General features: G+C 67.8%; 18 protein-coding genes. 8 read left to right on the top strand and 10 right to left on the bottom strand.

Annotated features, from left to right (window positions below; translation table 11 throughout):
• Nucleotide 1: 1 nt before the first annotated feature.
• Complete coding sequence (gene gcvA, locus ABD927_RS04805; protein WP_345246871.1) at nt 2-895, bottom strand: transcriptional regulator GcvA; 894 nt, start codon at nt 893-895, stop codon at nt 2-4.
• Nucleotides 896-1,104: 209 nt separating this feature from the next.
• Here gcvA and ABD927_RS04810 point away from each other — a divergent pair, with 209 nt between their 5' ends.
• From ABD927_RS04810 to ABD927_RS04830, 5 genes are all read left to right on the top strand, one after another.
• Entirely contained in the window at nt 1,105-2,778 is a 1,674-nt protein-coding gene (locus tag ABD927_RS04810) for a thiamine pyrophosphate-binding protein (RefSeq protein ID WP_345246873.1), read from the top strand.
• Nucleotides 2,779-2,827: 49 nt separating this feature from the next.
• On the top strand, nt 2,828-4,267 hold the full coding sequence (locus ABD927_RS04815) for an aldehyde dehydrogenase (RefSeq protein WP_345246875.1): 1,440 nt from the start codon (nt 2,828-2,830) through the stop codon (nt 4,265-4,267).
• 83 nt (nt 4,268-4,350) lie between these two features.
• Nucleotides 4,351-5,439, top strand: a complete 1,089-nt coding sequence (locus ABD927_RS04820; protein ID WP_345246877.1) for an isocitrate/isopropylmalate dehydrogenase family protein — start codon at nt 4,351-4,353, stop codon at nt 5,437-5,439.
• Nucleotides 5,440-5,542: 103 nt separating this feature from the next.
• A complete protein-coding gene (locus tag ABD927_RS04825; RefSeq protein ID WP_345246878.1) occupies nt 5,543-6,511 on the top strand; it encodes a tripartite tricarboxylate transporter substrate binding protein in 969 nt (322 codons plus the stop codon).
• Nucleotides 6,512-6,531: 20 nt separating this feature from the next.
• Nucleotides 6,532-7,422, top strand: a complete 891-nt coding sequence (locus ABD927_RS04830) for an amidohydrolase family protein (protein WP_345246880.1) — start codon at nt 6,532-6,534, stop codon at nt 7,420-7,422.
• Between the two features lie 38 nt (nt 7,423-7,460).
• Here the strand turns inward: ABD927_RS04830 and ABD927_RS04835 are convergent, their stop codons facing one another.
• On the bottom strand, nt 7,461-8,393 hold the full coding sequence (locus ABD927_RS04835) for a LysR family transcriptional regulator (protein WP_345246881.1): 933 nt from the start codon (nt 8,391-8,393) through the stop codon (nt 7,461-7,463).
• A gap of 166 nt (nt 8,394-8,559) precedes the next feature.
• On the opposite strand from ABD927_RS04835, the gene ABD927_RS04840 reads away from it, so the two are divergent.
• On the top strand, nt 8,560-8,928 hold the full coding sequence (locus ABD927_RS04840; RefSeq protein WP_345246882.1) for a hypothetical protein: 369 nt from the start codon (nt 8,560-8,562) through the stop codon (nt 8,926-8,928).
• A gap of 37 nt (nt 8,929-8,965) precedes the next feature.
• Here the strand turns inward: ABD927_RS04840 and ABD927_RS04845 are convergent, their stop codons facing one another.
• From ABD927_RS04845 to ABD927_RS04860, 4 genes are all read right to left on the bottom strand, one after another.
• Nucleotides 8,966-10,573, bottom strand: coding sequence for an MFS transporter (locus ABD927_RS04845; protein ID WP_345246883.1), 1,608 nt, complete (start codon nt 10,571-10,573; stop codon nt 8,966-8,968).
• 4 nt (nt 10,574-10,577) lie between these two features.
• Nucleotides 10,578-12,455: an amidohydrolase gene (locus ABD927_RS04850; protein WP_425570179.1), complete on the bottom strand. Its 1,878-nt coding sequence runs from the start codon at nt 12,453-12,455 to the stop codon at nt 10,578-10,580.
• Nucleotides 12,452-12,730: a XapX domain-containing protein gene (locus ABD927_RS04855; RefSeq protein ID WP_345246934.1), complete on the bottom strand. Its 279-nt coding sequence runs from the start codon at nt 12,728-12,730 to the stop codon at nt 12,452-12,454. The genes ABD927_RS04850 and ABD927_RS04855 overlap by 4 nt, the downstream gene beginning before the upstream one ends.
• A 66-nt stretch (nt 12,731-12,796) precedes the next feature.
• Entirely contained in the window at nt 12,797-13,477 is a 681-nt protein-coding gene (locus ABD927_RS04860; RefSeq protein WP_345246885.1) for a hydrolase, read from the bottom strand.
• 192 nt (nt 13,478-13,669) lie between these two features.
• On the opposite strand from ABD927_RS04860, the gene ABD927_RS04865 reads away from it, so the two are divergent.
• The gene (locus ABD927_RS04865) at nt 13,670-14,566 is read left to right on the top strand and encodes a LysR family transcriptional regulator (protein ID WP_345246887.1); all 897 of its coding nucleotides are present in this window, start codon (nt 13,670-13,672) and stop codon (nt 14,564-14,566) included.
• A 67-nt stretch (nt 14,567-14,633) separates the two neighbouring features.
• Here ABD927_RS04865 and ABD927_RS04870 read toward each other — a convergent pair whose 3' ends face one another.
• The 3 genes from ABD927_RS04870 to ABD927_RS04880 form a co-directional block, all read right to left on the bottom strand.
• Complete coding sequence (locus tag ABD927_RS04870; RefSeq protein WP_345246889.1) at nt 14,634-16,712, bottom strand: EAL domain-containing protein; 2,079 nt, start codon at nt 16,710-16,712, stop codon at nt 14,634-14,636.
• Nucleotides 16,651-17,787 carry an alanine racemase gene (locus tag ABD927_RS04875; protein ID WP_345246891.1) on the bottom strand — a complete coding sequence of 379 codons (1,137 nt, stop codon included), beginning with the start codon at nt 17,785-17,787 and terminating at the stop codon, nt 16,651-16,653. Before ABD927_RS04875 ends, ABD927_RS04870 begins: the two co-directional genes overlap by 62 nt.
• Before the next feature lie 123 nt (nt 17,788-17,910).
• Nucleotides 17,911-18,816 (bottom strand): LysR family transcriptional regulator, encoded by a 906-nt coding sequence (locus ABD927_RS04880; RefSeq protein WP_345246893.1) that lies wholly within the window; start codon nt 18,814-18,816, stop codon nt 17,911-17,913.
• 101 nt (nt 18,817-18,917) lie between these two features.
• Here ABD927_RS04880 and ABD927_RS04885 point away from each other — a divergent pair, with 101 nt between their 5' ends.
• Nucleotides 18,918-19,811, top strand: coding sequence for an aldo/keto reductase family oxidoreductase (locus ABD927_RS04885; protein ID WP_345246895.1), 894 nt, complete (start codon nt 18,918-18,920; stop codon nt 19,809-19,811).
• A 3-nt stretch (nt 19,812-19,814) separates the two neighbouring features.
• Here ABD927_RS04885 and yghU read toward each other — a convergent pair whose 3' ends face one another.
• Nucleotides 19,815-20,690 (bottom strand): glutathione-dependent disulfide-bond oxidoreductase, encoded by an 876-nt coding sequence (gene yghU, locus ABD927_RS04890; protein WP_345246897.1) that lies wholly within the window; start codon nt 20,688-20,690, stop codon nt 19,815-19,817.
• Nucleotides 20,691-20,917 lie beyond the last annotated feature (227 nt).

A 20,917-nucleotide genomic window follows, 5' to 3' on the forward strand; every position in this document is an offset into this window, starting at 1 on the left:
CTCAGGACCTCCCCAGCTGGGCCAGCAGCCATTCGCGGAAGCGCGCCACCTTCGGTTCGTCGGCGTATTCCGTGGGGCAGACCAGGTGATAGCCGCGTTCGCGCCTGAGCACGAACGGATGCGGCGCCACCAGCGTGCCGTTCTCGAGCTCCTTCGAGACGTACGACAGCTGGCCCAGCGCCACGCCCAGGCCGTCGATGGCGCATTGGTACACGATGCTGAGGTCTTCGCAGTAGATGTCGCCGGGGCTGCGCGCGCGCGTCGCGCCCACGCCCTCGATCCATTCGGACCAGTGCTGCGGCCGGCGGTTGGAGTACAGCAGCGGCAAGGCCAGCAGGCTTTCCACGGTGCACGGCGACGGCAGCTGCGCCGCCAGCGCCGGCGCCACCACCGGGGTCAGCGCATCGGTCAGCAGCATGTCGCTGCGCAGTCCGGGCCATGGCCCTTCGCCGTAGATGATGCCGACGTCGGCCTGTTCGCGGCGGAAGTCCGTGCCGTCGGTGCTCGTGGAAAACAGGCGCACCCGTATGTCGGGATGCTCGGCCTGGAAGCGCGGCAGGAAGGGAATGAGCCAGCGCACGAACAGCGTGGTGTGGCCGCGGATGGTGAGGATCTGGTGCGCGCCCGAGACCAGCAGTTCCTGGGTGGCCTGCACGATGTGCGCGAACGCGCTGGTGAGCTGCGTGGCATAGACCTCGCCGCTTCGCGTCAGCTTGAGCCGCCGGTTCGAGCGGTCGAACAGCTCGAATCCCAGCCAGTTCTCCAGCGTCTTGATCTGGTGGCTGATGGCGCCCTGCGTGATGTGCAGTTCCTCGGCCGCCGCCGTGAAGCTCAGGTGGCGGGCCACGCTCTCGAACACGCGCAAAGGATTAAGCGGAGGAAATTCAGGATTCATAGCCAGCGATACAGGCAATCGACATTGAAATTAGTAATGGTTCGGTGAAATTTTCTCGCTCGCCCGGTTCCCCGAACCTCTCTTACCATGCCCATCCATCGTTCAGAGACCCAAAGAACCACGCACAACAGTCGATACGATACCAATTCCGCCCGGCGGAAGGCGAAACGCGATCGACACGATCCACAACGAGACCCGAGAAACAACCCGTGAACAGCACCTCCGAAAAGCCGACGATTCCGGCGGCGCGCGCCGTCGTGAATATATTACTGAAGGAAAAAATCGACCACGTCTTCGGGATTCCCGGCACGCAGAATCTGGCGATCCTGGACATCCTGCGCGAAACCCCGCAGATCCGGTTCATCCTGACCCGCCACGAGCAGGCGGCCGCCTTCATGGCGCACGGCTATGCCCGCGCCAAGCGCGCGCCGGCGGTCGTGACGGCCACCGAAGGCCCCGGGCTGACCAACCTCGCCACCGGCATCGCCGCGGCGTACAAGGGCTATGCCCCGGTGATCAGCATCTGCGGCGTGCAGGAAAACTACATGCGCGACCGGGATTCGATGCAGGACATCGACCAGGCGGATTTCATGCGCCCCATCACCAAGTGGGCCAAGACCGTGGAATCGCCGGAGAAGGTGCAGGAGCTGCTGCGCAAGGCGTTCCGGATCGCGCTGGCCCAGCCCCAGGGCCCCGCCCACATCGACGTATCCAGCGAAGTGCTGCACGAGTCGGTGCAAGCCGAGGACATCGCGCCCGAAAGCTATCGCAGTTCGGTGCTGCCCGCCTGCGACGCCGCCCAGCTCGACGAAGTGGCGGCGCTCCTGCAACAGGCCCGGCGCCCCGTGTTCCTGGTGGGACGCGGCGTGATCAACGAAGAAGCGACCGACGCGGTGGGCGAACTGGCGCGCCTGGCGGGCATTCCCGTGGCCGCGCTGCAATACACGCCCGACGCCTTCCCGACCACGCATGAGCTCGCGCTGGGCGCGCTGGGGCGCAACGGCGCGGGCAGCGCCAATCGCATCGTGCCGCAGGCGGACCTGATCATCGCGATCGGCGCGCACATCGATGTCTTCTCGACCACGTTCAAGTACGGCATCCTGGGCAAGGACGCCAAGCTGGTCCACCATAGCTCGGCGCCCGGCCAGATCGGCATCGTGTTCCCGGTGACGATCGGCGTGACCGGCTCGACCCGCAGCTTCGTGGCCGGGCTCACCGAGCGCGCCAAGCGGGCCGGCCTGAGCAAATCGTGGGTCGACGTGCCCAAGGCGCGCGCCGAATGGGAGCGCGAGCTCAACGCCAAGGTGCGCCCCGACGCCGTGCCGATCCAGTCGCAGTTCGTCGCGCAGACGATCCGCAAGGCGCTGCCCGAGAACGGCATCTGCGTGGTCGACGCGGGCAACGGCGGCAAGCACGTCCGCAGCTATTTCAAGAGCTACGCGCCGGGCACCTTCATCTGCATGGATGACTGGGCGGCCGTCGGCGGTTCATTCCCCATGGCGCTGGGCGCCAAGCTGGCGCGGCCCGACCTGCCGGTGCTGTGCGCGTCGGGCGACGGCGGGGCCATGTGCAACATCGGCGAACTCGAAACCGCCGTGCGCGAGAACATCCCGATCGTCTACGTCATCTTCAACGACAGCGGGCTGGGCAACGAGCGCGCGTTCCAGAACGAGCGCTACGGCGGCCGCTTCTTCGCGGTCGATTACGACAATCCCAACTTCGCCGAACTGGCCAAGGTGTTCGGCGCCCACGGCGAACAGGTGACGCGGCCGGGCGACCTCGAAGGCGCGATCGAGCGCGCCTTCGCCAGCGGCAAGCCCGCCGTGGTCGACGTGATCATCGACAAGAACACCCTGGCGCCGGTCGTGTTCCGGCCCGAGTAGCCGGCCGCCGGACCGGACCGTCAATCCAACGAACGAACCTGTGAACATCATGCAGATCCTCCCATTCCTGATAGACAACCAATGGACCACGGGAAGCGGCGAGCCCTTCGTTTCGACCAATCCCGCGGATGGAAGCCCCCTGGCCAAGGTCGCGGGCGCCAGCGCCGCCGACGTCGATGCCGCCGTCAAGGCGGCGCGCAAGGCGTTCGCGGCGCCGGCGTGGCGGGACCTCAAGCCGCACGAGCGCGCCGGCCTGCTCTACCGCATGAGCGAGCTCATGACGAGCCAGCAGGAATCGCTGGCCGAACTCCAGATGCGCGATAACGGCAAGACCCTGTCGGAATGCCGCGCGCAGGTGGCCAGCGCCGCCTCCACTTTCCGCTACTACGCGGCCGCCTGCGAAACCTTCGAGTCGGAAGTGACGCCGCCGCGGGGCGCGTATTGGACGATGACGCTGTACGAGCCGCTGGGCGTCATCGCCGCGATCACGCCCTGGAACTCGCCGGTCACCCTCGAAGCGCAAAAGCTCGCGCCTATCCTGGCCGCCGGCAATACCGTCGTGCTCAAGCCTTCCGACGTCACGCCGATGATGGGCCTGGCCTACGGACGGCTGGCGCTGGAGGCGGGCTTCCCGCCGGGCGTGGTCAACATCGTCACCGGCGGCGCGGAAACGGGACGGCTGCTGGTCGAGCATCCCGGCACCGACATGGTGACCTTTACCGGCGGCACCGCCACCGGACGGCTGATCGCGCAGACCTGCGGCAAGGCGCTCAAGCCCGTCGCACTGGAACTGGGCGGCAAGTCGCCCAACATCGTGTTTGCCGATGCGCAGCTGGAAAAAGCGATCGTGGGCACCGCCGAGGGAATCTTCTCGGGCGCCGGGCAGTCCTGCATCGCCGGCTCGCGCATCTTCGTCGAACAGTCGGTCTACGAGCCCTTCCTGGACGGCCTGCGCAAGTACGCGCAAGGCTACCGGATGGGCGACCCCGCCAAGTCCGACAGCAAGATGGGCCCGCTGGCCAGCTTCGCGCATCGCGACAAAGTGCATCAATACGTCGAACTGGGCCGCAGCGAAGGCGCGCAGGTGCTCGCCGGCGGCGAAATTCCGACCGACGAGGCGCTGGCCAAGGGCGCGTACTACCCGGCCACGATCCTGGCCGGCATCGCCAATTCCGCCCGCGTCTGCCAGGAAGAGATCTTCGGGCCCGTGGCCGTGGTGCTGCCCTTCGCCGACGAGGCCGACCTGATCAGGCAGGCCAACGACAGCGATTTCGGCCTCGCCTCGGGCATCTGGACTTCGGATTATTCGCGGGCCTGGCGCATGGCGCGCGCGCTGCAGGCGGGAACGGTGTGGATCAACACCTACAAGCAGTTGTCGATCACCACGCCCTTCGGCGGCTTCAAGGACAGCGGCATCGGCGCCGAGAAAGGCCTCCAGGGGATGCGCGTCTACATGCATTCCAAAGGCCTGTATTGGGGCTTGGGCTAGGCCCGCACCTACGCGCCTCGCGCGCTGATCCGACACATCATCAACCGAGCACTATCTCAGACATACCATCGAGGAGAATCCACATGTCTGCAACTGGCAAACTCAATTTCGCCGTCATGGCCGGTGACGGCATCGGCCCGGAAATCACCGACGTCACCGTCGACGTCCTGCAGGCCGCCGCCTCCCGCGTCGGCCTGCCCATCGGGCTGGAGCGTTGCCTGGTCGGCCTGCGCGCCTACGAAAAGCACAAGACCACGCTGCCGCAGGAAACACTCGACGTGCTCAAGGAGCACCCGGGCTGGATCCTCGGCCCCACGTCGGCCGGCGAATATCCCAAGGACGACCCCATGCGCGGCCACCCCTCGGGCTACCTGCGCCGCAACTTCAGCCTGTTCGCCAACGTGCGACCGGTCAAGGCCTGGCCGCAGCTCAATCCGCTGATCCCGGACCTGGACATCACCGTCATCCGCGAGAACACCGAGGGCTTCTATCCCGACCGCAACCTGGCATGGGGCTACGGCGAATTCATGCCCACCAAGGACGTCGCGCTGTCGCTGCGCGTCATCACTCAGGTCGCCTGCGACCGCTTCGCCCGCTTCTCGTTCGAATACGCGAAGGCCACCGGCCAGAGCAAGATCTCGATCGCCCACAAGCGCACCGCGCTGCCGCAGACCGAAGGCCTGTTCATCGGCGCCTTCGAGCGCCTGAGCGGCGAATACAGCGACATCAAGCTGGAACTGCTGCGCGTGGACACCTTCAGCTCGGCCATGCCCCGCGACCATCGCAAGTACCCGCTGGTGGCCACCACCAACCTGTTCGGCGACATCCTGTCCGACCAGTGCTCGGGCCTGGCCGGCGGCGTGGGCATCGCGCCGTCGCTGAACGCCAGCACCACCCAGGCCATGTCGCAGGCGGTGCACGGCACCGCGCCCGACATCGCCGGCAAGGGCCTGGCCAACCCCTCGGCGCTGATCCTGTCGACCGCCATGCTGCTGCGCTGGTTCTACCAGAACAACGGCGACGCCCGCTGTAAGCAGGCCGCCGACCTGATGGAACAGAGCGTGCGCAGCACCATCGACTCCGGCAACACCACGCCCGACCTGGGCGGCAAGGCCACCACGGGCAGCTTCGGCAAGGCGGTGATGCAGGCCATCGAATCGCAGCCCGTCTGACGACGGCTGCGCGAGGCCGGCCGCCATGCGGCCGGCCTCGCTGCGCACGACGACAAAAAGCAAAGCAGGCCTGCGCGCGGCAAGCCTGCGCAAGGAGGAGACCATGAAACGCAAATTCCCAGGCGCGCTCTGCCTCGGCCTGAGCCTGGCGCTCAGCGCGACCGCCGTTTATTCCCAGGACTATCCCAACAAACTCATCCGGTTGGTGGTGCCGTTCCCGCCGGGGGGCGGCACTGACATCGTGGCGCGCACCGTTGCCGCCAAACTGGGCGAAACCTTGCACACCTCGGTCGTGGTGGACAACCGCCCCGGCGCCGGGGGCACCATCGGCACCGAAATCGTGTCACGTGCCGAGCCCGACGGCTACACCTTGGCCCTGGTCAGCGGCAGCCACGTCATCAACCCCAGCATCTATCCCAAGCTGCCCTACGATACGCTCCGAGACTTCGCGCCCGTGACGCTGCTGGTCTCGGCGCCGGCGGTGCTGGTGGTCAACAAATCGCTGCCGGTCGACACGGTGCAGGACCTGATCAAGCTGGCCAAGTCCAAGCCGGGCACGCTGTTCTTCGCTTCGGCTGGGGTCGGCACGCCGCCGCACCTGGCCGGCGAGCTGTTCAAGACCATGGCCGGCATCGATATCGTGCACGTGCCGTACAAGGGCAACGCGCAGGTGCTGACCGACACCGTCAGCGGGCAAGTGTCGTTCACCTTTCCCACCCTGCCCTCTGCCATGCCCTACGTGAAGAACGGCACGCTGCGCGCCCTGGGCGTGACCAGCACGCACCGTTCGCCCTCGGCGCCGGAGGTGCCCACCATCGCCGAATCCGGCGTGCCCGGCTACGACGCCACGTCGTGGTACGGCGTGGTCGCGCCGGCCGGCACGCCACCGGAAATCGTCGACAAGCTGCACGATGCCATGGCCGGTTCGCTAAAGCAGCCCGACGTACGCAAGGTGCTGACCGATCTGGGCCTGGAAGCGGTCGGGAATTCGCCGGCCGAATTCTCGGCCCAGATAAAGACCGAGATCGAAAAATGGGCCACGGTCGTCAAGCGAAACCACCTGACCTTCTAGCACTCCAGGAGAAACCCCTCATGACCATGGATACGGCGGCCGGCTATGCGGCGCCCACCATTCCCGGTCCCGACCCGGCCACGCGTGCGCCCCGCTACGCGCTGCCGCCCGGAAGCTGCGATTGCCACGCCCATGTCTTCGGGCCGCAGCACAAATACCCCTACGAGCCCAACCGGCGCTACACGCCGCCCGACGCGCCGATGGACGAATACCTGAAGATGCTGGGCGTGCTTGGCGTGCAGCGCGCCGTATTGGTGCAGCCCAGCGTCTATGGCACGGACAACGCCATGCTGCTGGACACGCTGCGCGAGACCGACTTCCCGCTGCGCGGCATCGCGGTGGTCGACGCCGATATCGGCGATGCCGAGCTCGAGGCCATGCATGCGGCCGGCGTGCGTGGCTTGCGCCTGAACCTGCGCGCCAAGGGTTCGGCCGCCCCCGAAGATGTGGCGCCGCGCGTCGCGCGACGCATCGCGCCGCTGGGCTGGCACCTGCAGTTCCGCATCGACCCGCGAGATCTCGCCAACGCCCGGTCCCTGATCGACAAGCTGCCGGTGCCGGTGGTGGTGGACCACATCGGCGCCGTGCCGGTCGAAGATGGCGTTCAAGGCAAAACGTTCCAGACCATCCTCGGGCTGGCGCGCCGCGGCCGCTGCTGGATCAAGCTGTCCGCGCCGATGCGCATGTCCAGGCAGGAACTGCCGTACAGCGACGTGACGCCCTTCGTGCACGCCCTGGTGGATGCGGCGCCCGGCCAGTTGCTGTGGGGCACCGACTGGCCGCACACCACCCTCTCGCAACGCATGCCCAACGATGGCGACCTGTGCGATCTGCTGGCCGAGTGGATTCCGGATCCGCAGACGCGCAAGCAGGTGCTGGTAGACAACCCGGCGCAGGTGTATGGGTTCTGAAAAGCGTGCCGGCCGCCACGTAATGGACGCGAACCGCTTCAACCGGCAGCGTCGGCCACGCTGGCTGGCGCCAGGCTAGCGCCGCCCTCGGCCACGACCTCCACCAGCAGGTCGGCCAGCTGCCGCGTGGCCGGGCCGACGTCGTTGGGCGTGGCGAAGATCAGGTACAGCGGCACCCGCCGCGTGCGGCCCTTGTCCAGCGGCAGCGGCAGCAGGTTGCCGGCATCGAGCTCCCTGCGCAGCAGGTGGGTGGGCAGCCAGGCGAACCCCAGGCCGGCGCCCAGCATGGCCATCGAGGTCTCCATGCTGCTTACCGTCCATCGGCGCGGGGCGCCCAGCCAGCCGTCGTCGCGCGGCTTGAGCGTGCCGGAATCGCGCAGCACCACCTGCATATGGCCTTTCAGGTCGTCGGTGGTGAGCGCCCGGCCCAGCCCGTGCAAGGGATGCTCGGGCGCCGCGACCGCGGTGAATTCGACGTCGATCAGCAGATCGCCCAGGAAGCCGCTCGGGATGCGGGTACCGATGACGATGTCGGCCTTCTGCTGCAGCAAGGCCTCGTCGGCCCCGGACAGCACGACTTCGGACATCTGCACCCGGGTCTGCTCGGCGGCGGCCGTGAACCGCTTCAGCGCGCGCAGCAGCAGCGGCGTCGGGAACGCCATGTCGACCACCAGCCGCACTTCCGGCTCGCGGCCGCGACTCAGGCTCTGGGCCAGGCGTTCGAGCCGCCAGGCCTCGTCCAGCAGTTGGGCGGCCTCTGCCAGCAGCACCTTGCCGTTTTCGGTAAGCCGCGCCTTGCGGCCTTCCAGCGCCAGCACTTCGACCCCTACCTGCTGTTGCAGCCGGCCCATCATGTAGCTGAGCGACGACTGGCTGCGGTGCAGCGCTTCGGCCGCCTGCGCATAGCCGCCGTGCTCCACGATGGCCTGCAATACCCGCCACTGCTCCAGCGTCGTCTTCAGGTTGCGCATGACAGTTCCAAAAAATCGATGTTTTGCTTTTGAATTATATGATTTTTTATCGAATTGTTTAAAAATAAACTTTGGCTTACCGACACTTGGCAAAACAAGGGGGCCAATCATGGGCGGTGTCCGTACCACGATAGTGATTCCGAGCACCGCTCGGATCCCGTATCTGATGAAAATATTCGAGGCGTTGAACGACGCCGGCGTAGGCTGCAAGATCTGCACCGATCCACGCGAGCTCAAGAGCGACCCGCGGCTGGTCAGCCGCGAGATCTTCATCGTCGACGGCGCCGGCGACGGCGACTTCGACGTGCAGGCGCTGGCCCGCATGCTGCGGTCGATACGCTCGTCGTTCATCGTGATGCTGGTGGACAGCCGCAGCGCGGCCCACGCCCGCGAGATCGAAGACGCCGCCGACCTGTATTTCCCGGCCTACACGGCGCCGTCCAGCATCGCGTCGGATCTCGTGTCGGAAATCTCGCATTGGCGGGAACGCGCGCGCGCGGCGTCGCCCGGGGTATTCGCGCCGCGCTATTGCTGAACGCCGTATGCGGCCATGGCGCCGGGCGGCAGGCGGGCTACACCTGCCCCGCCTGCGGCCGGTTGATGGCAAGGAAATGGCGCACCACCGGGCGCTGTCCGCCCCGGTGGAAACGCAGCGCCTCTTCCTGCACGTCGGCATCGGCCTTCGACACGCGCCGGTGCTGGCGCAGGTGCTCGGCCCACGACTCGACCATGAACCATTCGAGCATCAGCGTGGGGTCGGCCGCGTCTTCGGTCACGCCCCAGCCGTAGGCGCCGTCGCGCCGCCGTTCGGCCGACAGCCTGGCCAGCGCCTGCAGAAAGGCCTGGCGGTCGGCCGGATCGATGCGGTATTCGATCAGGATCAGCACCGGGCCGCGGTCGTTGTCGACCGGCGCCGCCGTAAGGGGCTCGGGCCAATGGTTGGACGGTACGAGGTCGGCCTCGCCCTTGGGCAGCTTGAGCCGGTGCGATACGGCGGCGACCGCCGCCAGCCCAATGGCGCCGGCCACCAGCGTGGAGGCCACGCCGGCCACTTCGGCCACCGCGCCCCACGCCAGGCTGCCCGCCGTCATCGCGCCGTTGAAGACGGTCAGGTAGACGGCCAGCGAACGGCCCCGCACCCAGTTCGGCAGGATGGCCTGGGCCGCGCCGTTGAGCGTGGTCAGCGCCGTGATCCAGGCCGCGCCCAGCAACAGCAGCGAAACCGCGGCGGCCCACTGCGAGCGCGAGAAGGCCAGGAACAGCATGACCGCCGCCGTCACCAGCGCGGCCAGGAATACCAGGCCGTCGGCATCGAGACGCCGCCGCAGCGCCGGCATGACGACCGCGCCGCCGATCGCCCCGAGCCCGACCGCACCGAGCAGGATGCCGTAGAAGCCGGCGCCGCCGCCCAGCAGGCCGCGCGCGACCAGCGGCAGCAGCGCCCAGACCGAGCTGGCCAGCGCGAAGAAAAAGAAGGCGCGCACCAGCACCACGTGCAATTCATGGCTGGCCCGCGCATAGCGCAGCCCGGCCCGGAACGCGCCGAGAAAGCGCTCCGACAGCGCGTCTTCGGCCGGCGCCCGGCGCCGCCACCACCATAGCGCGGCGATGACGAACACATAGCTGACCACGTCCACGCCGTAGGTCAGCGCCGCGCCGGCGGCGGCCAGGATCAGCCCGCCCAGCGCCGGGCCGATCGCGCGCGCGATGTTGATGCCGAGCGAATTGAGCGCGACCGCGCTCTTCACGTCTTTGCGGTCGACCAGTTCCGGCACGATCGCCTGCCAGGTCGGCCCCATCAACGCGGCGCCGATGCCGCCCATGAAGGTCAGCGCGATCAGCGAAGCGACCGACTGCAGGCCCATGGCCGACAGCAGCATCAGGCAAATGCTGACGCCGGCCAGCAAGATCTGGATGCCGATCAGGAATTTGCGGCGGTCGAGGATGTCGGACAGCACGCCGGCCGGGATCGCCAGCAGGAAGATCGGCAGCGTGCCGGCCGCCTGCACCATCGCCACCACGGCCGGCGACGGCGACAGGTCGGTCATCAGCCACGAGCTGGCCACGTCGCGCACGAAGCTGCCCGTGTTGCCGATGACCGTGGCGCCCCACAGGATGGCGAACAGCTTCTGGCGCAGCGGCGCGAAGCCGCCGGCGGGCGTTTGCGCAGGCGCCGTCATGGTTTCAGACGGCCCAGCACGAGCATCCCAGCGCGCCGAAGAAGCCCTTCAGGTCGGCCGCCGGCAGCTTGGATCCCCAGGCCCTGGCATGCGCGTGGCCGTGCACGCCGCAGGCGCGCGCGCAGCCGCACAGCGATTGCATGCGCAGCGAGTTGCGTCCTGCTCCGTCCGGCTCGCCCCAGGCCGCATAGCCCTTGAACGCGCGCACCGGCGACCATTCCGGCATGGCGGGCGGCAACGGGTTGTCGTCCCATGAGGCGAAGTCGCCAGCGCCGTACACCACCTTGCCGCCCACCACGGTCAGCTCCGAGGTCAGGAAGGAGATCTCGTCTTCCGCGCAGGCGAAGAAATCCTTGTCGGGCACGATCAGGTCGGCGAACTGGCCTTTCTCGATGCGGCCGCGCTTGCCTTCCTCGTCGGAGAACCAGGCCACGTTCTCGGTCCACATGCGCAGCGCCTCTTCGCGGTCCAGGCAGTTGCGCCGCGGATGGATCTGCAGGCCGGCCAGCGTCTTGCCGGTGATCATCCATGCCAGCGCCACCCACGGGTTGTACGAGGCCACCCGGGTGGCGTCGGTGCCGGCCGAGACTTTCACGCCCTTGTCCAGCATGCGCCTGATCGGCGGCGTCGCCTCGGCCGCGCCGCGGCCGTAGCGTTCGACGAAATACTCGCCCTGGTAGGCCATGCGGTGCTGCACGGCGATGCCGCCGCCCAGCGCCGCGATGCGGTCGATCGATGCGTCGGAAATCGTCTCGGCATGGTCGAAGAACCAGTGCAGGCCGTCCAGCGGGATGTCCTGGTCGACTTTCTCGAACACGTCCAGCGCGCGCGAAATGGTCTCGTCGTAGGTAGCGTGCAGCCGCCACGGCCAGCGGTTCTGGGCCAGGATGCGCACCACCTCGTCGAGCTCGCTTTCCATTTCCGGCGGCATGTCGGGCCGCGGCTGGCGGAAGTCTTCGAAGTCGGCCGCCGAGAACACCAGCATCTCGCCGGCGCCGTTGTGGCGGAAGTAGTCGTTGCCCTGCTTGTACTTCACCGACGAGGTCCAGTTCAGGAAGTCTTCCTTTTCTTTCTTCGGCTTCTGCGTGAACAGGTTGTAGGCCAGCCGCACCGTCATCTGGCCCTCGTCGGCCAGCTTCCGGATCACGGCGTAGTCTTCGGGATAGTTCTGGAAACCGCCGCCGGCATCGATGACGCCGGTCACGCCCAGGCGGTTCAGCTCGCGCATGAAATGGCGGGTGGAATTGACCTGGTAATCGAACGGCAGCTTGGGGCCCTTGGCCAGCGTGGCATACAGGATGCCGGCGTTCGGCTTGGCCAGCAGCAGGCCGGTCGGGTTGCCGCCGGCATCGCGCACGATCTCGCCGCCCGGGGGTTCGGGCGTGTCCTTGGTGTAGCCCACCGCGCGCAGCGCCGCCGCGTTCAGCATGGCGCGATCGTACAGGTGCAGCAGGAATACCGGCGTGTCGGGCGCGATGGCGTTGATCTCGTCCAGCGTGGGCAGCCGTTTCTCGGCGAACTGGTGTTCGGTGAAGCCGCCCACCACGCGCACCCACTGTGGCGGCGGCGTGATCGCCACCTGGCGCTCGAGCATGTCCATCGCGTCGGCCAGCGAGCGTACGCCGTCCCAGCGCAATTCCATGTTGAAGTTCAGGCCGCCGCGCACCACGTGGGTGTGGTTGTCGATCAGGCCCGGCAGCACGCGCCGGCCTTTCAGGTCGATGACCTTGGTGCCCGGCCCGGCCAGCGCCATGACCGTGCGGTCGCCGCCGACGGCGATGAATTTGCCGTCCTTGACGGCGACGGCGCTGGCGGCCGGGTTGCTCCGGTCCAGCGTGGAAATCAGGCCGTGATGCAGGATGAGATCGGCCGTCGCGGTCATGATTGTTCCTCCTTGGCGGCCTGTGCCTGCTTCGCCAGCTGGCGGCCGGGCAATTGGCCGAAAACATGGCTGACGGCCTGCGTCCTGGTGCAGGCGGTGGAAAAGGCCGAGCCGGCCAGCAGTTGCCGGCCGACGGGGATCACCTGTTCGCCGACCAGGATGCCGAGCAACCCCACCAGGGCCACCAGCGGCGGCGCCGGCGAACGCACGTTCAACAGGCTGTAGATGACACCGACCAGGATGCCGGCCCCCAGGGAAAGCAGATAGAGTTTCATCGGTCACCTCGATTCATGGCGGCGGCGTCGTTCTTGCCGGACCAGGGCGCAGCCGGCGCAAACCTACTACTTGGCAGGGTTGGGACCGATGCGCTCGCCGTGCTTGACGCGCTCGGCGCCCTTGTGCACGTGCGTGATGGCGTAGTCTATGCCCATGCCGTAGGCGCCCGAGTGTTCCTTCACGATGCCGGTCACGGCGTCGTAGGTTTCCTTGCGGGCCCAGTCGCGCTGCCATTCCAGCATCACCTGCTGCCAGGTGACCGGTACCGCCCCCGCCTGCACCATGCGGTCCATCGCGTACTTGTGGGCATCCGCCGAAGTGCCGCCCGAGGCGTCGGCCACCATGTAGATCTCGTAGCCGCCCTCCAGCATCGCGCACAAGGCAAAAGTGGTGTTGCACACCTCGGTCCACAGCCCCGACACGACGACCTTGTTGCGCTTGTTGGCGGCCAGCGCATCGCGCACGTTCTGGTCGTCCCATGAGTTCATCGAGGTGCGTTCGAGGATCTTGTTGTCGGGAAAGACGCCGAGCAGCTCGGGATAGGTGTTGCCGGAAAAGCCGTCCGTTTCCACGGTGGTGATGGTGGTCGGGATCTTGAAGACCTTGGCGGCCTTGGCCAGCGCCACGACGTTGTTCTTCAGCGCCTGGCGGTCGATCGATTGCACGCCGAAGGCCATCTGCGGCTGCTGGTCGATGAAGATGAGCTGGCAGTTCTGCGGTGTAAGGACTTCGAGGTACTTGGACATGGGTCTGCTCCTTGGCGGGTGATATGCTCGATTCGACAACAAGGACGTGACCGTTCCATTTCATGGACAACACGTCTTTATTAAATACCAGTGTCCACGCATTGCGAACACCGCAGCGCGAGTCTACAAGCACGGGCGAGCAATGGTTGCTACAGCCCGTTTCACAGTGGTCCAATGAATAAACTTACGAGCATGTGGGCTTTCACGAAGGTCGTGTCGCACGGCAGCTTCTCCGAGGCTGCGCGCGACATGCGCCTGTCCCGGTCGGCCGTCAGCAAATACATCATCGACCTCGAAGCCGAGCTGGGCGTGCAGCTGCTGAACCGCAGCACCCACCACGCCAGCCCGACCGACGCCGGCCAGCACTACTACGAGCGCTGCGTGGCGATCCTGAGCGAGATCGAAGAGGCCGACCTCGCGGTCTCCCACCTGCAGGCCGAGCCGCGCGGCACGCTGCGCGTCAACGCGCCGATGTCGTTCGGCACCATGCACCTGGGCACCGCCGTCAGCGATTTCATGCTGCAGTACCCCGGCATCCGCATCCAGCTGGTGCTCAGCGACCAGCACCTCGATACCGTGCAGGAAGGGTTCGACGTCACGCTGCGCATCGCCGACGCCCCGCCGCCTAGCCTTACCGCGCGCCAGATCGCGCCGGCCCCCCGCGTGCTGTGCGCGTCGCCCGACTACCTGAAGCGGGCCGGCACGCCGCGCCATCCGCACGACCTGCGCGGCCACGACTGCCTGAACTACGGCTACCTGGCCACCGGCACGCAATGGAAGCTGACCGGACGCGACGGCGAAGACCATTGGATCCACCCCACCTGGAAGCTGAGCACCAACAACGGCGAGATACTGCGCGACGCCGCGCTTGGCGGCCACGGCATCGCCCTGCTGCCCACCTTCATCGTGGGCGAGCACCTGCGCAGCGGCAGCCTGCGCGCCATCCTGCCCCGCTACAAGGCGCCCGAAACCTCGATCTACGCGCTCTACCCGCCCGCTCGCTACCTGCCGGTCAAGCTGCGCGCCTTCGTCGACTTCCTTTCCGACCGCTTCTTCCGCAAGACGGAATGGAACGTCGCCCACCGGTAAGGCGGCGCGCCGCCCCCAGGGCGCGCCGATGGACGGGTACCGCGGCCCGCATGGCGGACAGCTTCATTCAATTCGCCGGCGCCGCGCCCGCCCGCTGCCCTGCGCCGGCGTCCGGCGCGCTGGCATCCGGCGCGCTGGCATTCACGAACAGGCGCTCTTCCCACACCACCAGCTTGGCCAGCGCCGACAGCGTGCCCTGCTCCGGCGGCGGCCCGAAGACGGAAGCCGGATGCCCGGCCATCCACAGCAGCAGACCCTCGGCCGGCATCGGCCCGGCCACGATGTAGCCTTGCGCCACGTCCACGCCCAGGATCCGCAGCGCATCGAGGAAATCGATGGACTCGATCCCTTCGGCCACCACCGACTTGCCCAGCGCATGCCCAAGCCGGGTCAACTGGTAGATGAAACGCAGCGCGCCGATCGCGTCGGTCTCGCTTACCGCGACCAGTTCGCGGTCCAGCTTGATCCAGTCGACCGGCAGCTTGCGCAGGCTGCCCAGGCCACTGTGGCCGGAGCCCAGGTCGTCCTGCGCCAGCGTCACGCCCAGCGCGCGGAACTTCGACAAAATGCCGTCCTGTCCGTGGGCGAGCGACACTTCCTCGTACTCGAGCACCTCCAGCACCAGCCTGCCGGGCGGACAGGCATGCGCGTCCAGCGCCTGCCGCGTGGCCTCGTAGTAGCGGATGTCGTTGAGCGCGGCCGGCGGCAAGTTGACGGAAATCGACAGGTCCACGCCCCGTCTGAGCCAGTCGTTGCGGTCGGCCAGCGCCTGGTCGAGCCCGCGGATGAACAGTTCGAGCTGGTCATCGGAAGCCAGCGCCGATATGAAGGCGCCGGGCATGTGCAGTTGGTCGCCTTCCCGCATGCGGGCCAGCGCCTCGACCTTGGTGACCTTGCCTGTCTGCAGATCGAGCAGCGGCTGATAGTGCATGACCAGCGCGTTCGAGCGCAGCAGCGTGGACCAGTGCTGGCGCCCGGCGTGCGATATCGCGGAACCGTCGGCGCCATGCTCCGGAAACCGCATGAACGCGCAATCGAGCAGCGTCTTCACCAGGTCGATGAAGCCGACCTGGTGGGGGCCGGCGAAACCGCCCGGATAGGCGCAGTCGAGCGTCAGTATCGCCGCCGGCCGCGCGCCCGGCGCGCCGAGCGGGATCGAGGCGCAGGAACGGACGCCCTCGCGCAGCGCCGACGCCAGCCACGGCGCCGCCTGCGGGCTGGTCGAGAAATTGATGATGCGTTCCACCTTGCCGCTGCGCCAGGCCAGGCCGACCGGGCCCTGGCCGCGCGGGTCGTCGGCAGCGATCAGGATCTGCGTTTCCGGCCGTTCCATCAGCCGTTGCAGGTGGCCGCCGGTCTTTCCCTGCGAGGCGGCCTCGAAATGGAACACGCCCTGGGCGTCGGGTCGGCCGATGCTGCAGCCGGCGATCTCGTCGTGGCCGGACAGGATTTCCATGGTGCGATGGATGAAGTCGGCATAGTTCCGGACTTCCCACACCATCTTCGTCAGCCGCAGCAGCACTTCCTGCTGTGAATCCTGGAGCTCCTGGTAGGCCTTGAGTTGCCAGGCGAGATCGACGTTCAGGCGGCGGTTATAGGTGGCCAGCGCCCGCGTGCCCGCCGGCCTGGCGATCAGGCGGTAGAGGGAATCGGCCAGGATGCCGCGGGCGCGGACGAGCTCTTCCTTGTCGAGCCCGACGATGGCGTGAACACGCCCCACGCGCAGCGCCATCTGCGCATGCGCCTTGGCGCCGAGCCGGGGGGCGGCCAGCGCCTGCAGGTTCTCGGACTGCCGCCGCTTGAGATGCAGCAATTCGGCTTCCGACAGCATCATCAGGATCTGGCGGGATCTGGGCAGCCGGGCCAGCGTATCGTAGAACGCCTCCACTACCGTATCGGCGTTGCTGCGTAACGCATCCATCAAACTCTGCATTGCCGCCCCCCGTGGCAAGACTGGACGAGGCCCCCTGGATACGGAAGATACGCTTGGAGCAACACCCTTATCGTGATGCAGTGTGTTTCGTTTTGTGTCATATACGTCAAAACGAAAACCGCATCCCCGGGCGCGGCGGCATGGGCACCGCTCACCAGCCCCCGAAACGGGGCCAGGTCGCCTCGATATCGGTGCCGCCCGCCACGACCGCATACGCGCCGTGCTGGGCGGCCGTTGCGCAGGCGTGATTGGGCAGGATGCGCAGCAGCGTGCCCACCGGCAGCATCGGTGTGGCGGCCGGGTCGCTGCGGTGACGGATGGTACCGTGCTCCTGGTTGGCGTCGGCCATGACGAGGTCGGGCAAGGGCCGGCCCTCGACGTCGCACACCATGCCGTAGCCCTGGTCCACCGGCTGCTTCGCCGTGCCGCGGTCGCGCGACATGGCCATCCAGCCGGCGTCGGTGATGAGCCAGCCTTTCTCCCGCTGGTGGCCGATGACCGTGCACAGGACCGACAACGCGATGTCTTCGACGGCGCATACGCCAAGGCCATGCATCACGAGGTCGAAGAAAACGAAGACGCCGGCCCGCACTTCGGTCACGCCGTCCAGCGCGCGTACGAAATGCGCGGTGGGCGTGCTGCCCACGCTGACCACCGGCGCCGCATGGCCGGCGGCGCGCAGGCGCTGCGCCGCGCGCACCGCGCCGGCGCGCTCCTGCTCGGCCATCGCCTCGATGGCGGCGGCCGAGCGGCAATCGTAGGAAGCGCCGGCGTGGGTCAGCACCCCGGCCACCCAGGCGCCCTCGCCGTCATCGTTGCGGGCGAGCACCGCCGCGACCTCCAGCAGTTCGGCGTCGTCCGGCTTGATGCCGGCCCGATGGCCGTCGGTATCGACTTCGATCAGAACCGGCAGGCGCAGGCGGTGGGCCGCGCAATACGCGGCCACGGCCGCCGCGGACTCGACATTGTCCAGCAGGACCGTGATCCGCGCGCCGCGGCGCGCCAGCCGCTCCACGTGCGGCAGCTTGGAAGGCGCGATGCCGACCGCGTAGAGGATGTCCGTCCAGCCGTGCTCCAGGAAGTACTCGGCCTCCTTCAGCGTCGACACGGTGATCGGCGTGCCCGGCGCGCCGATGCGGCGGCTGACGTCGGCCGACTTGTTGGTCTTGACGTGCGGACGCAGCGTGACGCCGAACGGCGCCAGGCGCCCGCGCAGCCGCGCGATGTTGCGGTCCATCGCGAGGCGGTCCAGGATCAGGGCGGGGGTTTCGAGTTCGTGCAGTTGCATGGCGCGTCCGTGGCCGGCGGCCGGGACGCCGCGAGGGCGGGCCGCCGGCAGGCAGGCAATCTCTATGCGATGAACAAGGCGCGATAGTACTCCGCGCCGCATGCATTGCACGGCGCCAACAGCCTAGCCCGGCCTCGCCGCCTTGATGAAATCGATGAAGGCCTTGAGCGGGGCCGGCACGAAACGCCGGCCGGGGTAATACAGAAAGGGCCCGGAAAAGCGCGGCCACCAGGGCTCGAGCACGGGCTCCAGCTCGCCGCGCTCGAAATACGGCCGCAGCCAGTCTTCGAACAGGTAGACGACGCCCGTGCCGGCGACCGCGGCGTCGACCGCCAGGTCCACCGCGCCGCCCACCAGCACCACCAGCGGCCCGGCCGGATCGATCCGCAGCGCTTCGCCGCCGCGCTCGAATTCCCACGGCGGCATCGAGCCGCTGGGAAAGCGGCCCCGCAGGCAGGCGTGTTCCATCAGGTCGCGCGGATGCGCCGGCCGCCCGCGGCGCGCCAGGTAGGCAGGCGCTGCGGCCGCGGCAAAGCGCTGCACGCGCGGCCCGATCGGCACCGCGATCATGTCCTGCTCCAGCCGTTCGTCGTAGCGGATGCCGGCGTCGCAGCCGGCTTCCAGGATGTCGACGAAGCTTTCTTCGACGATCACTTCGAGCCGGATGTCGGGATAGGCGGCCAGAAACGGCGGCACCAGCGCCGGCAGCACCAGCCGCGACGCGCTGAGCGGGACGTTCAGCCTGAGCGTGCCGGCCGGCCGTTCGCGGAAACCGTTCACGGCATCGAGCGCAGCTTCCATTTCGCCCAGCGCCGGCGCCAGCCGGGCCAGCAGGCCTGTCCCGGCCTCGGTGGGCACCACGCGGCGCGTGGTCCGGTTCAGCACCCGCACGCCAAGCCGGGATTCCAGGCGGCGCACCGCCTCGCTCAGCCTGGAGGCGCTGGTGCCGCCGGCCCGCGCCGCGTCGCGGAAGCCGCCCGCGCGCGCCACCGCCACGAAGGCATTCAGATCGTTGAGATCGACCTTCATTGTTCCATATCCCGCACAGCCCGTGCCGATTGTAGCGGCTTATCATCCCAATGCCGAGCCGTTATCTTCCTTCCGAACCCACCTTCGAAAGGAAACCGACCATGAACGATCTCGACTCCGCCGGCCGCTACGCCCTGGGCGACCGCAAGGTGAAGCGGCTGGGCTACGGCGCCATGCAGCTCGCAGGGCCGGGCGTATTCGGCCCGCCCAAGGACAGAAAAGCGGCATTGGCGGTGCTGCGCGCGGCCATCGAGGCCGGCGTCGACCATGTCGACACCAGCGACTTCTACGGCCCGCACGAAACCAATCTGCTGATCCGCGAAGCGCTGGCCCCCTACCCCGACGACCTGGTCATCGTCACCAAGATCGGCGCCCGCCGCGGTCCGGACGCCTCGTGGCTGCCGGCGTTCTCGCCGGCCGAACTGACGCAGGCCGTGCACGACAACCTGCGCCATCTGGGGCTGGACGTGCTGGACGTGGTCAATCTGCGGATCATGTTCGGCATCCATGGACCCGCCGAAGGATCGATCGAAGCGCCGCTCGCCACCCTGGCCGAACTGCAGCGGCAGGGCCTGGTGCGCCACATCGGGCTGAGCAACGTCACGCCGGCACAGATCGAGCAGGGGCGCGCCATCTGCGACATCGTCTGCGTACAGAACCACTACAACCTGGTCCAACGAGCCGACGACGTCCTGATCGACGACCTGGCCCGGCAAGGCATTGCCTACGTGCCGTTCTTCCCGCTGGGCGGCTTCACCCCACTGCAATCTTCCGTGCTGTCCGACGTCGCCCGCCGGCTCGGCGCCACGCCGATGCAGACGGCGCTGGCATGGCTGCTGCAGCGTTCGCCCAACATCCTGTCGATACCGGGAACGTCTTCGGTCGTCCACCTGCAGGAGAACCTGGCCGCCGCGGCGCTGCGGCTGCCGGCCGACGCGCTGGCGGCGCTGGACGGCATCGCGGCGCAAGCCGGCGGACAGGCGCCGGCCGCCTGAACGCTAGCCGCCCGCGGCCAGCTTGTCCTGGGTCCGGGTATCGAAGTCGGCGGCATCGTGCCGCTCGTGCAGCTGGCTGGAAGGATCGCCGAACACGCGGTTGACCATCCGCCCGCGTCGCACCGCCGGACGCTGGCCGATGGCCTCGGCCCAGCGCTGGACGTTGCGGTATTCCTGCACCGCCAGGAATTCGGCCGCGTCGTACAGCCAGCCCTTGGCCAAGCCGCCGTACCACGGCCAGATGGCCATGTCGGCGATCGTGTATTCGGCGCCGGCCACGTATTCGTTGTCGGCCAGCCGCTTGTCGAGCACGTCTAGCTGGCGCTTGACCTCCATCGCGAAGCGGTCGATCGCGTATTCGATCTTGGTGGGCGCGTAAGCGTAGAAATGGCCGAAGCCGCCACCCAGATAAGGCGCGCTGCCCATTTGCCAGAACAGCCACGACAGGCACTCGGCGCGCGCGCCGCCCGCGGCCGGCAGGAAGGCGCCGAATTTCTCGGCCAGGTACAGCAGGATGGCGCCGGACTCGAACACGCGCACCGGCTGCGGCCCGCTGCGGTCCATCAGCGCGGGTATCTTGGAATTCGGATTCACCTCGACGAAGCCGCTGCCGAACTGCTCGCCCTGGTTGATCCGGATCAGCCAGGCGTCGTACTCGGCGCCGCTATGGCCGAGCGCCAGCAATTCCTCCAGCATCACGGTCACCTTCACGCCATTGGGCGTGGCCAGCGAATAAAGCTGCAGCGGATGGCGGCCGACCGGCAGCTCCTTGTCGTGCGTGGGCCCCGATACCGGGCGGTTGATGTTCGCGAATCGGCCGCCGCTGGCCTTGTTCCAGGTCCAGACCTTGGGCGGCACGTAATCGGAGGATTGGCTCATGCTCGAAGCTCCTTGCAAGCGAGGAATATGCGTTTCGCTGCGAGATTAACAAACCGGTGGCGGAAACGCCGGGGGGCCATCACTGCGAGCGCGGGAATTCTCCGCTTGCGGTCTGCTACCCTATTGCTTACTGCCCGCCGCCCCGGGCATGCCTCCGCCGCCGTGGCCCACCGCAAAAAGGTGCACACGATGCTTGCACTTCCGCCCAAGACGCCCGCCGCGCCTGA

The organism is Pigmentiphaga soli (genome assembly GCF_039541095.1).
GTDB classification, from domain to species: Bacteria; Pseudomonadota; Gammaproteobacteria; order Burkholderiales; family Burkholderiaceae_B; genus Pigmentiphaga; species Pigmentiphaga soli.